This is a genomic window from Natronorubrum thiooxidans (genome assembly GCF_900156475.1).
In the GTDB taxonomy this organism is placed as follows: Archaea; Halobacteriota; Halobacteria; order Halobacteriales; family Natrialbaceae; genus Natronorubrum; species Natronorubrum thiooxidans.
Genome location: NZ_FTNR01000001.1, coordinates 48,816 through 62,576 on the forward strand (window position 1 = coordinate 48,816; position 13,761 = coordinate 62,576).

14 protein-coding genes are annotated in these 13,761 nt (G+C 62.9%); 7 read left to right on the top strand and 7 right to left on the bottom strand.

Annotated elements, in window-relative coordinates:
* Positions 1-34: 34 nt before the first annotated feature.
* Together thsB and BW940_RS21640 are read left to right on the top strand one after the other, a co-directional pair.
* Positions 35-1,696, top strand: a complete 1,662-nt coding sequence (gene thsB / locus BW940_RS00240) for a thermosome subunit beta (protein WP_076607183.1) — start codon at positions 35-37, stop codon at positions 1,694-1,696.
* Positions 1,697-1,900: 204 nt separating this feature from the next.
* Complete coding sequence (locus BW940_RS21640; RefSeq protein ID WP_173834825.1) at positions 1,901-2,041, top strand: hypothetical protein; 141 nt, start codon at positions 1,901-1,903, stop codon at positions 2,039-2,041.
* Positions 2,042-2,161: 120 nt separating this feature from the next.
* On the opposite strand, the gene lrp is transcribed toward BW940_RS21640, so the two are convergent.
* Positions 2,162-2,623, bottom strand: coding sequence for an HTH-type transcriptional regulator Lrp (gene lrp / locus BW940_RS00245; protein ID WP_076607687.1), 462 nt, complete (start codon positions 2,621-2,623; stop codon positions 2,162-2,164).
* Between the two features lie 126 nt (positions 2,624-2,749).
* Here lrp and glnA point away from each other — a divergent pair, with 126 nt between their 5' ends.
* Positions 2,750-4,105 (top strand): type I glutamate--ammonia ligase, encoded by a 1,356-nt coding sequence (glnA, locus tag BW940_RS00250; protein ID WP_076607184.1) that lies wholly within the window; start codon positions 2,750-2,752, stop codon positions 4,103-4,105.
* 84 nt (positions 4,106-4,189) lie between these two features.
* Here the strand turns inward: glnA and BW940_RS00255 are convergent, their stop codons facing one another.
* Positions 4,190-4,861 (bottom strand): metallophosphoesterase family protein, encoded by a 672-nt coding sequence (locus tag BW940_RS00255; protein WP_076607185.1) that lies wholly within the window; start codon positions 4,859-4,861, stop codon positions 4,190-4,192.
* Between the two features lie 141 nt (positions 4,862-5,002).
* Between BW940_RS00255 and BW940_RS00260 the strand changes: the two genes are divergently transcribed.
* Positions 5,003-5,521 carry a gamma carbonic anhydrase family protein gene (locus tag BW940_RS00260; RefSeq protein ID WP_076607186.1) on the top strand — a complete coding sequence of 173 codons (519 nt, stop codon included), beginning with the start codon at positions 5,003-5,005 and terminating at the stop codon, positions 5,519-5,521.
* A 33-nt stretch (positions 5,522-5,554) separates the two neighbouring features.
* Here BW940_RS00260 and BW940_RS00265 read toward each other — a convergent pair whose 3' ends face one another.
* On the bottom strand, positions 5,555-6,004 hold the full coding sequence (locus BW940_RS00265; protein WP_076607187.1) for a CBS domain-containing protein: 450 nt from the start codon (positions 6,002-6,004) through the stop codon (positions 5,555-5,557).
* A gap of 514 nt (positions 6,005-6,518) precedes the next feature.
* Complete coding sequence (locus tag BW940_RS00270) at positions 6,519-7,706, bottom strand: CaiB/BaiF CoA transferase family protein (RefSeq protein ID WP_076607188.1); 1,188 nt, start codon at positions 7,704-7,706, stop codon at positions 6,519-6,521.
* Positions 7,707-7,880: 174 nt separating this feature from the next.
* Between BW940_RS00270 and BW940_RS00275 the strand changes: the two genes are divergently transcribed.
* Entirely contained in the window at positions 7,881-8,261 is a 381-nt protein-coding gene (locus tag BW940_RS00275) for a hypothetical protein (RefSeq protein ID WP_076607189.1), read from the top strand.
* 71 nt (positions 8,262-8,332) lie between these two features.
* On the opposite strand, the gene BW940_RS00280 is transcribed toward BW940_RS00275, so the two are convergent.
* The 3 genes from BW940_RS00280 to pdhA all read right to left on the bottom strand — a co-directional run bounded on the left by BW940_RS00280 (position 8,333) and on the right by pdhA (position 11,420).
* Entirely contained in the window at positions 8,333-9,553 is a 1,221-nt protein-coding gene (locus tag BW940_RS00280; RefSeq protein ID WP_076607190.1) for an acyl-CoA dehydrogenase family protein, read from the bottom strand.
* Positions 9,554-9,717: 164 nt separating this feature from the next.
* Positions 9,718-10,215, bottom strand: a complete 498-nt coding sequence (locus BW940_RS00285) for a hypothetical protein (protein ID WP_076607191.1) — start codon at positions 10,213-10,215, stop codon at positions 9,718-9,720.
* 77 nt (positions 10,216-10,292) lie between these two features.
* Positions 10,293-11,420 (bottom strand): pyruvate dehydrogenase (acetyl-transferring) E1 component subunit alpha, encoded by a 1,128-nt coding sequence (gene pdhA, locus BW940_RS00290; protein WP_076607192.1) that lies wholly within the window; start codon positions 11,418-11,420, stop codon positions 10,293-10,295.
* Positions 11,421-11,537: 117 nt separating this feature from the next.
* On the opposite strand from pdhA, the gene BW940_RS00295 reads away from it, so the two are divergent.
* Both BW940_RS00295 and BW940_RS00300 read left to right on the top strand, forming a co-directional pair.
* Entirely contained in the window at positions 11,538-13,208 is a 1,671-nt protein-coding gene (locus BW940_RS00295) for an acyl-CoA synthetase (protein ID WP_076607193.1), read from the top strand.
* Between the two features lie 120 nt (positions 13,209-13,328).
* Positions 13,329-13,754: a universal stress protein gene (locus BW940_RS00300; protein WP_076607194.1), complete on the top strand. Its 426-nt coding sequence runs from the start codon at positions 13,329-13,331 to the stop codon at positions 13,752-13,754.
* The last annotated feature ends 7 nt before the right edge of the window (positions 13,755-13,761 follow it).

A 13,761-nucleotide genomic window follows, 5' to 3' on the forward strand; every position in this document is an offset into this window, starting at 1 on the left:
TTATATAGAAGGACAATCAATGAATCAGTTGACTATGAGCCAGCGAATGCAGCAGGGTCAGCCGATGATCGTGATGAGCGAGGATTCCCAGCGCGTCAAGGACAAGGACGCGCAGGATTACAACATCAGTGCAGCCCGTGCAGTCGCCGAGGCTGTACGCTCGACACTCGGTCCGAAAGGGATGGACAAGATGCTCGTCGACTCGATGGGATCGGTAACGATCACCAACGACGGCGTCACCATCCTTCAGGAGATGGACATCGACAACCCGACGGCCGAGATGATCATCGAAGTCGCCGAAACCCAGGAGGACGAAGCTGGGGACGGCACCACGACCGCCGTCGCGATCGCCGGTGAACTCCTCAAAAACGCCGAGGACCTTCTCGAGCAGGATATCCACCCAACGGCGATCATCAAGGGCTTCCACATGGCAAGCGAGCAGGCCCGTGAGGAGATCGACAACATCGCGAGCACCATCGACACCGACGACGAGGAACTCATCCGCAAGACGGCCGAGACCTCGATGACCGGGAAGGGCACTGAGGTCAACAAAGAACACCTCGCCCAGCTTATCGTCGACGCTGTCAGCCAGGTCACCGTCGAAGACGCAGACGGCAACAACGTCGTCGACCTCGAGTATCTCAACATCGAGACCCAGACCGGCCGCGCCGTCGGCGAGTCCGATCTGCTCGTGGGTGGCATCGTAGACAAAGACCCCGTCCACGACAACATGCCGACGGAGGCGACCGACGCCGATATTCTGCTGCTGAACGAAGCCATCGAGGTCGAAGAGACCGACGTCGACACCGAAGTCTCCGTCACCGACCCCGACCAGCTCCAGAAGTTCCTCGACCGCGAGGAGAAACAGCTGCGTGACAAAGTCGACACGATCGCCGACCTCGGCGCTGACATCGTCTTCTGTCAGAAAGGCATCGACGACCTCGCCCAGCACTATCTCGCAAAGGAAGGCATCCTCGCCGTCCGCCGCGCCAAGAAGTCCGACCTCGAGTTCCTCTCGGAAGTCGTCGGCGCAAACGTTGTCTCCGATCTCGAGAGCGCGACCGAGGCCGACCTCGGCTTCGGTGACGTCACCCGTGACGACGAGGGCGAACTGTTCTACGTCGAGGGCGACGACGCCCACGGCGTCACCCTCCTGCTTCGCGGATCGACCGACCACGTCGTCGACGAACTCGAGCGCGGTGTCAACGACGCACTCGACGTCGTCGCCCAGACCGTCTCCGACGGCCGCGTGCTGGCTGGTGGCGGCGCAACCGAAGTCGAACTCGCCTCGCGCCTCCGTGACTACGCTGACTCCGTCTCCGGGCGCGAACAGCTGGCCGTCGAGGCCTTCGCCGACTCACTCGAGCTCGTCCCACGCGTGCTCGCCGAGAACGCCGGTCTCGACTCCATCGACACGCTCGTCGACCTGCGTGCAGCCCACGACGACGGCGACGTCCAGGCTGGGCTGAACGTCTTCTCGGGCGACGTCGAGAACACCTTCGACGCTGGTGTCGTCGAACCGGCTCACGCCAAAGAGCAGGCCGTCACCTCCGCGTCCGAAGCCGCAAACCTCGTCCTCAAAATCGACGACATCATCTCCGCTGGAGACCTGTCGACCGACAAGGGCGAAGACGAAGAAGGCGGTGCACCCGGCGGCATGGGTGGCATGGGCGGCGGCATGGGCGGCATGATGTAAGCTCGGCCATAGCCAACTTTCACCACCCACGCTGCGGTTTCGCGTCGTATCGTCGACAACTGCTGCCGTTTTTTGCGTGTGTCCTCGTGCGGCCAGCGATCGCTGCCTCGAACGAGAGTCCGGTGTGTCCACACGTTCGTTGCCCTGACTCACACTGGAAATGACAGGCACACGACCTATTGTGCTGGCCGGTGTACGACAGGTATGACATACCGAACGACCATCGGCTGGTCGCTGTTTTCCTCCGGTGTCGTCACGCTCGTCCTGAAAGTCCTCCCCGGCGACTCGCTGTGGTGGGGGCTCCTGTTGCTCGTCCTCGGCATGGTGTTCCTCTATCTCAGATGACATTCTCCTCCGGCATGAACGGAGACCGCGAATCGACGTGCGGTCGCGCCGGCACTGACAGACAGCAGTCCGTCTGATGGGATCGTGGCGGGAGAACGAGTGACTGGCTAAACGGCTGGCTCAGGAATCGTCGACTTCGAGTTCGAACTGTTCGTTCTCGGAGACGGCATTGAGAACGACGCTCGTGTTCGAGGCTTTGATATCCGGGTCGGTTAGCAACTGTTTGATCTGGTCGTTCATTCCATCGGTGTCTTTGAATTTGCCGATGGCGATCACGTCGTAGTCGCCCGTGACTTCGTAGACGCTGGTCATCTGGCGGTGGTCACGTAGCGTGTCGGTGATGTCCGGAAGCGCGTTCCCTTCGACCTGTAGCTGGATGACGGCCGTAACGTCGTAGCCGACGGCATCGTAGTTGACTCGCGGCGTGTAGCCTTCGATTACGCCCTCTTCCTCGAGATCAGAAAGGTGGTTCGAGATGGTCGTCACGGAGACGTCAAGCTCCTCGGCGAGGCTGCGGAGGCTGGCTCGGCCATCGCCCAGAAGTGCATTCACTAATTTTGCATCGAGATTTTCGTACGTCATCACATCCAACCTCTCACTGGAGCCTTTAGAACTTTACGAATATACAGTTTCCAGCGGTGGAGAGAAGATTTGCTTGGAGCAGTAGGGTTTTAGTAGCAGAGTTACTTGGATAGCACGACGAGAAAGATGACAAGCGGAAACATCACTGAGACCGAGCAGGCCGTACTCGACGAGATTGACGAGAAAAATATCGACTTCCTTCGACTGCAGTTTACGGACATTCTGGGGACGGTCAAGAACGTCTCGGTGCCGGCCCGCCAGGCCGAGAAGGCGTTTACTGACGGAATCTACTTCGACGGCTCTTCGATCGAGGGCTTCGTGCGTATTCAGGAATCGGACATGCGACTCGTCCCTGATCCGGACACCTTTGCTGTGCTTCCGTGGCGAGACCGTGAGGACGGCTCCTCCGCTCGAATGATCTGTGACGTCTATAATACGTCAACCGGTGAGCCGTTCGAGGGCGACCCACGCTACGTGCTCAAGCAGGCACTCGACCGTGCCCACGAAATGGGGTATCTGGTCAACGCCGCCCCCGAACCGGAGTTCTTCCTCTTCGAGGAGGACGAGGAGGGCCGCGCGACGACCAAAACGAACGATGCCGGCGGCTACTTCGACCTCGCACCCAAAGACCTCGCGAGCGACGTGCGCCGTGACATCATCTACGGCCTCGAGAACATGGGCTTCGAAGTCGAGGCCAGCCACCACGAGGTCGCCGAGGGCCAACACGAGATCAACTTCGAGTACGATGACGCGCTGACGACGGCGGACAACGTCGGGACCTTCCGAACCGTCGTCCGAGCGATCGCCTCCCAGCACGACTACCACGCGACGTTCATGCCGAAACCGATCCCGGAGATCAACGGCTCGGGGATGCACACCCACATTTCGCTGTTCACCGAGGACGGCGAGAACGCCTTCCACGACGCGGACGACGAGTTCGATCTGTCCGACACCGCCCACTCGTTCCTCGCCGGGATCCTCGAACACGCGCCCGCGATCACCGCGATCGCGAACCCGACGGTTAACAGCTACAAGCGCCTCGTGCCGGGCTACGAAGCACCCGTCTACGTGGCCTGGTCCGACCGCAACCGCTCGGCGCTGATCCGCAAACCGGCCGCACGCGTCCCAGCGGCCTCGCGAATCGAACTGCGCTCGCCCGATCCCTCGTGTAACCCCTACCTCGCCATCGCTGTCATGATCCATGCCGGTCTCGACGGCATCGAACAGGACCTCGAGGCCCCCGACCCGGTTCGGGACAACATCTACGAGTTCGACGAGGCCAAACGCGACGAACACGGTATCGACACGCTGCCGTCGAACCTCGGTGCAGCCGTCGACGCCCTCGAGGAAGACGAGGCGATCTACAGTGCGCTCGGTGACCACATCGCCTCGAAGTTCGTCGAGGCCAAACGCCAGGAGTTCGAGGAGTACCTCATCGACGTCTCCCAGTGGGAACTCGACCGCTACCTCGAGACGTTCTAACGGCTCAAGCGTCTCGGTTCGCAGGCTCTTGCCCGAGAAGTGCTGTCCCGTAACTCACGGTTGTTGTTGCTGTTTTTTGCGTCGTTACGATCCGTCGCCCGTCGATGGAGCGTCGGGACCGAACTCGTGGTCGTGTACCTCGAGAGAGAATCCGTCGGGATCGCCCTCGAGCGTATAGTAGCGCTCCCAGGCGGGGGCGAGGCTGACGACACGCGTGCCGTCGATCTCGGCTTCGCGGTGGCGGTGGTGGTGGCCCACTAGACAGAGCGCCGGCGACAGCGACTCGAGCAGGTCGTCGACGTGTTTACAGCCGGGGTCGTAGCCGTACCACAGCAGGCCAGTCGGTGCTTCGTGGGTGACCAGCATGTCCACGTCGGACAGCGCAGCCGCCAGCTCGACGTCTTCGTGAGTGAAGTGGCGACGCCGGTCGCCCTCGAGTTCTGTTCGCGCACAGTCGTATTTTGTCGGCGCGAAGTTCCCCGAGAGCCCGGCGACGCGCCAGCCGTCGACGGTCGCGGCCGTGCTTGCGAGCAGGGTGGCCGTCACCCGCGTCGACGGGTCCTTGCCAGCCCGAAGCGCCTCGATGACGTCGAGATCCTCGTTGTTACCCGCGACGAACCACGTCGGCGCAGGCAGGTCGTACCGTTCCAGATCGCCGGCTTGGAGCACGGACGCGGGCTCGAGAGCGCGGTAGAGTTCGAGCAACGTCTCGCGGCGGGCCGGATCGGACGCGTGGGCGTCACCGAGGACGAGCATATCGGTCTAGACGAACCCGATAGGCAAAGAACCGGTGCCGTCGAAGGCTGCCCGGGCTCTGCTCGAGCGAAACGCATCATCGGATGAGCGTCACAGAACCCGTAACGAACGCTTATTATCGGCGACGTGGGCCGCATTCGCATGGTAGATAGTCGACAGTACGCGTTCGAAGGGACGACACCAACGATCGACGACGATGCATCGGTCAGCCAAGAGGCAACGCTCGTCGGGGATGTCCACGTCGACGCCGACGCGAGCGTCTGGCCGGGGGTCGTACTTCGGGGTGATATCGGTCCCGTTCGGGTCGGACAACAGGCACACGTTGGCGACAACGCGACGATTCACGCCTCGACGATTTCGGACCGCGTCATGGTCGGTCACGGGGCCGTCCTCAACGAGGCGACCGTCGACGAACAGGCGCTGGTCGGATTCAACGCGACGATCAACACGGGTGCGACAATCGGCTCGAGCAGCGTCGTTGCCGCCGGAACGGTGATTCCCGACGAGTACGATATCCCGCCTGAATCGTTCGTTCGCGGTGTCCCCGGCGAAATCACACCGCTCGAGGAGACGACGATCGATCCCGACGAGATCTTCGAGATGTTCTCCTCGGGCGAGTACACGGACCTCGCGAAACGGCACAAAGAGCTGTTCGAGTGACCGATCGGCGATGGACGAACTCGAGCGACCGTCTCACTCACTGATCCGGATTCCGCCGCTGTCGTCGGCGTCGATCCGCATCGGGTCGTCCTGCCACTCGATCTCGAGTCGGGTCCGTGAGAGGTACGGCGCGAGCCTAGACGCGGAGACGAGCCCACAGTAGGCCCCGCCGTCGACGACCGGCAGGTGGCTCACGCCGTTTGCGCGCATCGACTCGGCGGCGTCGACGAGCGATTCGGTCGGCGAAACCGTCGTCACCGGCGAGGACATGATCGTGTCGACGGGGTGGGGCTCGAGCGTCTCGGCGACGAACGCGACGATATCCGACTCGGTGATCATACCGACGACTGACTCGTCCTCGAGGACGACCAGTGCCGGGACGCTCGGATCACGAAGCATCGTCGCAGCTTCGGTCGTGGACGTTTCTGGCGAAACCGTTCGTGCAGCGTGCGACAGCGCGTGTTCGACTGGAATGGGAATCATCGGTTGAACATTGGTACCACTACACAGTATATATGCGCTGTGGGAGTACACTCGATATCTGCTAGAATACTGGCTGTATGTCTATTTATTAGGCGATATTAGTTATATATAGGTGGAAAGTCTGCGACCAAGTAGACGGGTGGCATATCATATCAGATGGCGCTATCGGCGCGGCTGCACGGCTGTCGCCAGCGTCGTAAAAAACGGACGGAGCGTCCGTCAGCTCCCCGTCGTTTCGCCGCCACCATAGCGTGTCGCAGACCGAAGCGCGCCACCGCAGTTCAGACAGTTCGCTCGATAGGAAACGGGATAGACTTCTATCGAACAATCGCGACACTCGTAGCGGTTCTCATATTGTTTCATTCGGTACTCACCCGTCCTCGCTAATTATATCGTCCTAAATAACCGTTTTCTCGACTATTTGTCCACTTCCTTTCGATAGCAGTCGGCCGATCAGGACCACGTTAGCGCGATCCGTCTCCGTCTCTCCAGACGCAAGCGGAGGTTGGGCTCGTCACGATACGTCTCGACGGATGACACCGGACTCGAGGAGCGACTCGATCTCCCCATCGTCGTATCCCACTTCGGCGAGATACTTGTGAGTGTGTTCGCCGTGGGCCGGCACGGCCTCGTCGGTTGTCTCCGGGACGTCGCTGCCACAGGCAGGGAAGCCGAGCCGCGGTGGCGCGTCGTCGGGTCGAACGACGAGGTCTCGAGCCCGAAACTGGGGATGGGCGACCGTTTCCGCGGGCGCGTAGACGCCGGCGAACGCCGCGTCGACGTCGCCGAGCATCGTTTCCCACTCGTCTCGCGTTCGTTTGCGAAAGAGATCTCGGAGTTCGGCCTCGAGGGCGGCGAGCACGGCCGGATCCTGTGAGCCGTGTTTGTCGACGAGGTCGTCCCGATCGACAGCGTCACAGAACGCTCGCCAGAACTTCGGCTCGAGCGCGCCGAGCGTGACCCACGTCCCGTCGGCGGTCTCGTAGCTGTCGTACCACGGGACGCCGCCGGTCAGCGGCGTCTCCCCCGGTCGCGGTTCGGCCGGGTCGCCGGTCAACGACTGGTAGGCGACCGACTGGGAGAACGAGGCGACGACGTCGGCCATCGCGACGTCGATGTACTCGCCGCCAGTGTTACCGAGTTCTCTCGAGAGCAGTGCGCCGACGATGGCGAACGCGGCGAACAGCCCGCCGGCCATATCGCCGATCTGGTAGCCGGGAACCTGTGGCTTTTCGTCAGTTGAATCGCGGGTCAGATCCATCAATCCAGCCAGCGAGACGTAGTTGAGGTCGTGGCCGGCCCGGTCTGCCCAGGGGCCGTCTTGTCCGTAGCCGGTGAGCGAACAGTAGATCAGGTCCTCGTTGTACTCGGTGAGCGTCTCGTAGTCGATCCCCAGTCGATCGACCACGCCCGGGCGGAAGCTCTCGAGGACGACGTCGGCATCTTCGACGAGGCGATAGAACGCGGCTCGTCCGTCCTCGTCTTTTAGATCGATCGCAACGCTTCGTTTGCCCCGGTTGACCATCTCGAAGATCGCCCCGATGTCGCGGGACGTAAGCGGCTCCATCGCCCGCGCGTAGTCGCCCGCGCCGGTATCCTCCACCTTCACCACTTCGGCACCCGAGTCGGCGAGCAACTGTGTCGCGTAGGGGCCGGGCAACAACCGCGAGAGATCGAGTACACGAATGCCATCGAGTTGCATACTGAACGCATACTCGTATCAACACTTTACGTTACGGGACAGTCGTGAGTGCGTTCGGTGGCACACCCCTGCCTCGAGAATCGGCATCCGACGAACCAACAGCCGGGATCATCTTCCCCTCGAGTTGTCGTCTCTGTCCGACGCATTTATTGGCGGTTTCAGAAATAGTGTGCTATGCACAGGGCATCGTGGTGGTACGGCATTGCGCTATTCCCTGTCGTCGTGCTGACAGCAGTGACCTCCCGATTCGCAGCCACTGCGTTTTTTTCTGCGGCGTCGGCCCCTGACGCACCGCTCGGTCTGGACGTTGCGTGGTTCGTCCTCCAGACGCTCTCGTTCTGGGTCGGAATCGGCGTGGCCGTCGTCGTCCTCGGGTGTTTGCTCGCCGATCTCCGGGCGCTCGGCGGTAACGAGACGTGGTCGCCGAGTCCGTTGTGGGGCCTCGCGGGTGTCGTCCATTTCGGCGGGGTCGTCTTCACCGAACTGTTACTCGTGTCCGTTCCGGCGCTCTCGTACTATCTGTACCGGCGCCACGTCCACGTGGGCAGCCCGTAACGTCTCGCCGAAGTCGTTCCGAATCGCATACCGAAGCGACAGGACTGACAAACGGGCCTCGAGCACGCCGATCAGTCCCTAAGCCCCAGCTCGTTGGCGATCGTGTTGAGTTGAATCTCGTCCGTCCCTTCGACGATCCGCAGCATACGCGCCTGATGGAGCAGGTCCATGTAGGGATTCTCCTCGGCGAGGCCGTTCGCCCCGTGGACCTGCACCACGGCGTCGGCGACCTCCCACATGACAGTCGTGGCGAACCACTTGAACACGGACGCGTCCATCACGGTCCGCTCGTCGGTGGCCATTTTCCAGGCGAGTTTCAATCCGGCCGCGTCGGCCGCGTACGTCTTGGCCTTCCCGCGAGCGAGACTCGCCGACACCTGCTGGAAGTTCCCGATCGACTGCCCGAACGCCTCGCGCTCGGTGACGTACTCGCGGGCCTGCTCGAGGGCGTACTCGCTGTATCCGACGGCTTCGGCGCCCAACTCGAGGCGACCGAGCGAGAGAAACTCCATCGCCGCGTAGAAGGCGTTGTCGACCTCGCCGAGCACCCGGTTTTCCGGAATCCGGACGTCGTCGAGGACGATCTCGGCCTGTGTCCCCACCGCGCCGACGGCGTTGTTGTACGAGCCGAGGTCGTACTCGTCGTGTTCGACGAGAAAGCAGGTGATCCCGCCGTAGCGCCCGGCGTCCGCCTGTGGCGTCGTTCGCGCGAACAGCTGGACGAAATCCGCGTAGGGTGCGTTCGTGATCCACTGCTTGCGCCCGTTGAGCACCCATTCGTCGCCGTCTTTCCTCCCGACTGTCTCCATGTTCGGCGAATCGGAGCCGACGCTCGGCTCGGTCTGGGCGAACGCCGTGGATTTCTCGCCCCGGACGGTCGGCTCGAGGTAGCGCTCGATCTGGTCGCCCTCGGCCTGCAACAGGAGCGGTTTCGGCCCTTCCGGCCCGGCCAGCACGTAGCGCGGTAGGCCGGGACCATGAGACGCGAGATGCTTTTTCGCCCGATACCAGGTCACCGCGGAGACGTCCTCGCCGCCGACGGCCTCGGGCAGGTTCATCGCGTAGAAGCCCGCGTCTGCGGATTGACGCCGGATCTGCGCTCGCGCCTCGAGGATGTCGTCCGTCAGGCGACCGTTCTCGTGGTGGCCCTTCCGCGGATTCGTGTCGACGTCGCCGAGGTCGTCGACGAGTGGGTCGACCTCTTGCTCGAGAAAGTCGTCGAGGCTGTCGAGGATGAGCTGTGTTTCGTCGTCGACGCTGAATCCCACACCGCCGGTGGTGTCTGTTGACATGCGTGAACACGTGTCTGTCGAGTGGCTTAACTGTCGGCCACGAAAGTCAGTGTGAGCCATCAGTTCGATACCTCACCCGATTCGTCTGCGGTGTATTCACCCCATTCGGCCCGCGCTTGCGCACTCGAGACCTCAGTTGCCGTTGTGACCGCGAAGATCGAAACTCAGGCCCGCTGTGGCGTCGCACCGATCTCGAAGATTTCCTCGTAGAGGCTGTCCGCGAGCGCGTCGAGATTGTCCGCCGCCTCGCTTGCATCTATCGTATCGCCGACGCCCTGCCACTCGACCGAAAGCTGGGCGATCGGGACCAGTGCGATCCCGCCGACTGTCACGTCGCCGTCCGGCGTGTGGACGGTCCACTCCGTCCGCATCCCGTCGGCCGACCGTGTGACGTCGTTGATCTGCCCGCCGGCCGCGGCCCACCGCTCGACGAGTCCGTCGGTGATCCGGCGCAGTTTCCGTTCGCCGAGTACGTGGACGACAACGCCGCCACCGACGAGCACGACGAACGCGGCGAGCGCGACGGGCACGCCGCCGTAGGGAATGTTCACCGACGCGGCCAGCCCTGCCGTGACGACGACGAGACCGAGCACTCGGACGTCGATGGCGCTGGGGATCGTCCCGCTCCAGCCGGATTCCTGTGTCGGCTGCTCGAGTTGCATCGTATGCGAACGCAGCGACGACCAGGAAATAGCCGTTGCCCTGTCCTATTGCCGATTTTATATACGACCTGTCAAACTCATTCGTAATCGAGTAATTCGTCGTCACCGTGAGTGTCTCGGAGGGTTTCAAGGTCAGCTCGCTGTTCCTCGAGTCGCGGCGTCGGCTCGTCGTACGTGTACTCGAACATCTCCAGTGGATCACGCTCGCCAGCTTCGGCACGGTCGATCAGCGCCGCGAGGGCCTCGTCGATTTCGGTCTCGATGGCGTCGATCCGCTCGTCGTCGAGAACCCTGTTGTTCCGCAGGTAGGCCTCGAACCGATCGATTGGGTCTTTCGCGCGCCAGCGGTCGACCTCCTCGTCGTCCCGGTAGACCGACGGATCGTCGGCCGTCGTGTGCGCACCGTAGCGGTACTGGACCGCCTCGATCAGCGTCGGTCGCAGCTGTTCGTCGCCGGGCTCGAGCGCCCGCTGTCGGGCTGCGTTCGTGACGACGTAGCTCGCGAGGGGATCCATCCCGTCGACCTGGATGCCGTCGAAGCCGTAAGCGTGGGCTTTCTGGGCGATGGTCGCGCTCGCGGTCTGGTCCTCGCGCGGGATCGAGATGGCCCACTGGTTGTTGTTACAAAAAAATATCGTCGGCGTATCGAAGACGCCCGCAAAGTTCATCGCCTCGTGGAAATCGCCCTCCGAGGTGGAGCCGTCGCCAAAATGCACGACGCTGATGCGCTCGTCGCCGTTCAGTTTCGCGGCCCACGACCAGCCGACCGCGTGCGGGAGGTGGCCGCCGATCGAGATATTCAGCGGGAAGACGTTGATATCGGCCAGCGCGGCGTTGCCCTCCTCGTGGCCCATCCAGTAGTGCAGGTACTCCCACGGCATCCCCCGCGCCGCGACCGCGCCGTGTTCCCGGTACTGAAACGACAGCAGGTCGTCCTCGGCGAGCGCATATGTCGACCCGATCTGGCTGCCTTCCTGGCCGGCCAGCGATGCGTAGGTGCCGAGTCGTCCCTGCCGCTGGAGACTGATCATCCGTTCGTCGAACCGCCGAGAAAACCGCATATCGCGGTACATCGATCGCAACGTTTCGGCCTCGAGGTCCGGTTCGAGGGCGGGTGCGACGACGGTCCCGTCGGCATCGAGGATCTGCAATCGATCGTCCGGTTCCCGATCGAAAACGGCGTCCTCGAGGACGTCTTGTGACATGCATGCACTGTTGGACGCTCGATACATATACTGATCGCCGTCTTGGTGTGCTGGCGTCTCTCCGTCACGCAGCGGCGTGTCGAAAAACGCTATGTGCTGGCCCAACAACCCCCACGCATGACATGGACGGTGATGCCGACGTTCGACGAGTACGAACGGGCCAGAGAGACGTTTCAGTGGGACCTTCCCGAATCGTTCAACCCTGCCGTCGACTTCCTGCGGAAACACGACGATACGAGTCGCACGGCGCTTCGATACGAACAACCCGACGGCGGCCTCGAGACCTACTCCTTCGACGACCTCGACGAGCGCTCCGACCGGCTCGCAGCTGCCCTCGCCAACCTCGGTGTCGAGGCGGGCGACCGCGTCGGCGTCGTCGTCCCGCAGAAACCCCAGAACCCGCTCACGCACCTCGCAAACTGGAAGGTGGGAGCCGTCTCCGTCCCGCTCACCGTACTGTTCGGCCGCGACGCCTTGCAGTACCGACTCGCCGACAGCGAGGCCGTGGCCGTCGTCGTCGATCCGAGCGTGCGCGAGACGGTCGAGGAAATCCGTGGTGAGTGTCCCGACCTCGAGCACGTGATCGAACTCGGCGACGGGGCGTCGGTCGACGGCGACGCCCACGCCTTTGAGGACCTGCTCGAGGCCCACGAACCCGGCATCGACGTCTACGACGCCACACCGGAGACGCCGACGGCGATCATGTATACGAGCGGCTCGACGGGCCCGCCAAAGGGCGTCCGCCATAGCCACGCGCTCTGGCTCGGCCGGGCCGCTGCGGCGTACAACTACTTCGATCAGGGCCTCGAGGCGGGTGAGACCACGGTGTGGACGCCGGCCGACTGGGCCTGGGGGGCCGCCCTCGGCGGGACGCTCTTTGCGGCGTGGCACCACGGCTGTACCGTCGTCGGCTGGCCCCGCGACGGGTTCGACCCGGAGGCGGCATACGACCTCATGGAACGCCACGGCGTGACCAAGGCGTTCATGCCGCCGACGGCGCTTCGGATGCTGATGGCCGTCGACGACCCCGAAGGGGAGTTCGACCTTTCTCTCGAGACGTTCGCCTCTGCTGGCGAACCCCTCACCTCGGAGGTCGTCGACTGGGTTGACGAGACGTTCGCAGACGTCGCGGTCAACGAGTTCTACGGCCAGACCGAACTCAACCTCGTCGTCGGCAACTCCGAGGCGTGGTTCGACACACGTCCGGGGAGCATGGGGAAACCCTTCCCCGGCTACGAACTGGCGGTGCTCGACCCCGACACCCACGCGGAACTCGCAACCGGCGAGGTCGGCGAACTCGCGGTCAAGCCGGGTGATCGCCGCGTGTTCTTCGACGAGTACTGGAAGCTGCCCGAGAAGACGGCGAACAAACAGACGGAATCGGGGTGGTTCCGCACCGGTGACCTCGTCAAACGCGACGATGACGGCTATCTGTGGTTCGTCTCCCGGACCGACGACGTGATCCTCACGAGCGGCTACCGCGTCGGGCCGATGGAAGTCGAGGAGGCGATCCTCCACCATTCCGAGGCCGAACAGGCGGGCGTCATCGGTGTTCCCGACGAGACCCACGGCGAGGCAATCAAGGCCTACGTCCAGCCCGCAAGCGACGACTACGACCCCGAGCGGCTCCGTGAGGAGATCCGCGACCTCGTCCGGGACCGACTCGCCGAGTACGAGTATCCACGACGGATCGAATTCGTCGACGAACTACCGACGACGACCACCGGCAAGATCCAGCGCCGGTCGCTGCGCGACCGCGAAGGACTCGTCGACGCCGCCGACGAGTAACGACGCCACTCGAGCGACCTGGGCCGCTCGAGTCGACACCATGCAAACAGCGCCGACGCACCTTCTACGAGACCGACAGTCACAGTCGGTTTTATTAGTGTAACATGTGAACATGTCTGCATGCATCGTGTTTTAGTGCCCGTCGACACGAACGAGGACCGAGCGATCACACAGGCCAGATACATCGCATCGCTGCCCGACGCAGCTGATTCGGTCGAAGCGTATCTGCTGTTTATCTTCACCGACGAAAGCGAGGACCTCCCGAAGGATTTCAAGCAGTTCAAATCGGCGTCGCGGATCGGCTCCGTTCGCCGGGCGAAAGAACACCTCGAGGACAACGGTATCGACGTGACGGTCCTCGAGGGCAGCGGTGACGTCGAGAAGGGCGACATCCTGACGCGGGCCGACGAGTACGACGTCGATTCGATCGTTCTCGGTGGGCGGAAACGCTCCCCGGTCGGAAAAGCGGTGTTCGGCAGCGTCACCCAGTCCGTGATCTTGAACACTGACCTCCCGGTCGTCGTTACGGGCGGCAGCGGCGACTGAATCGGCT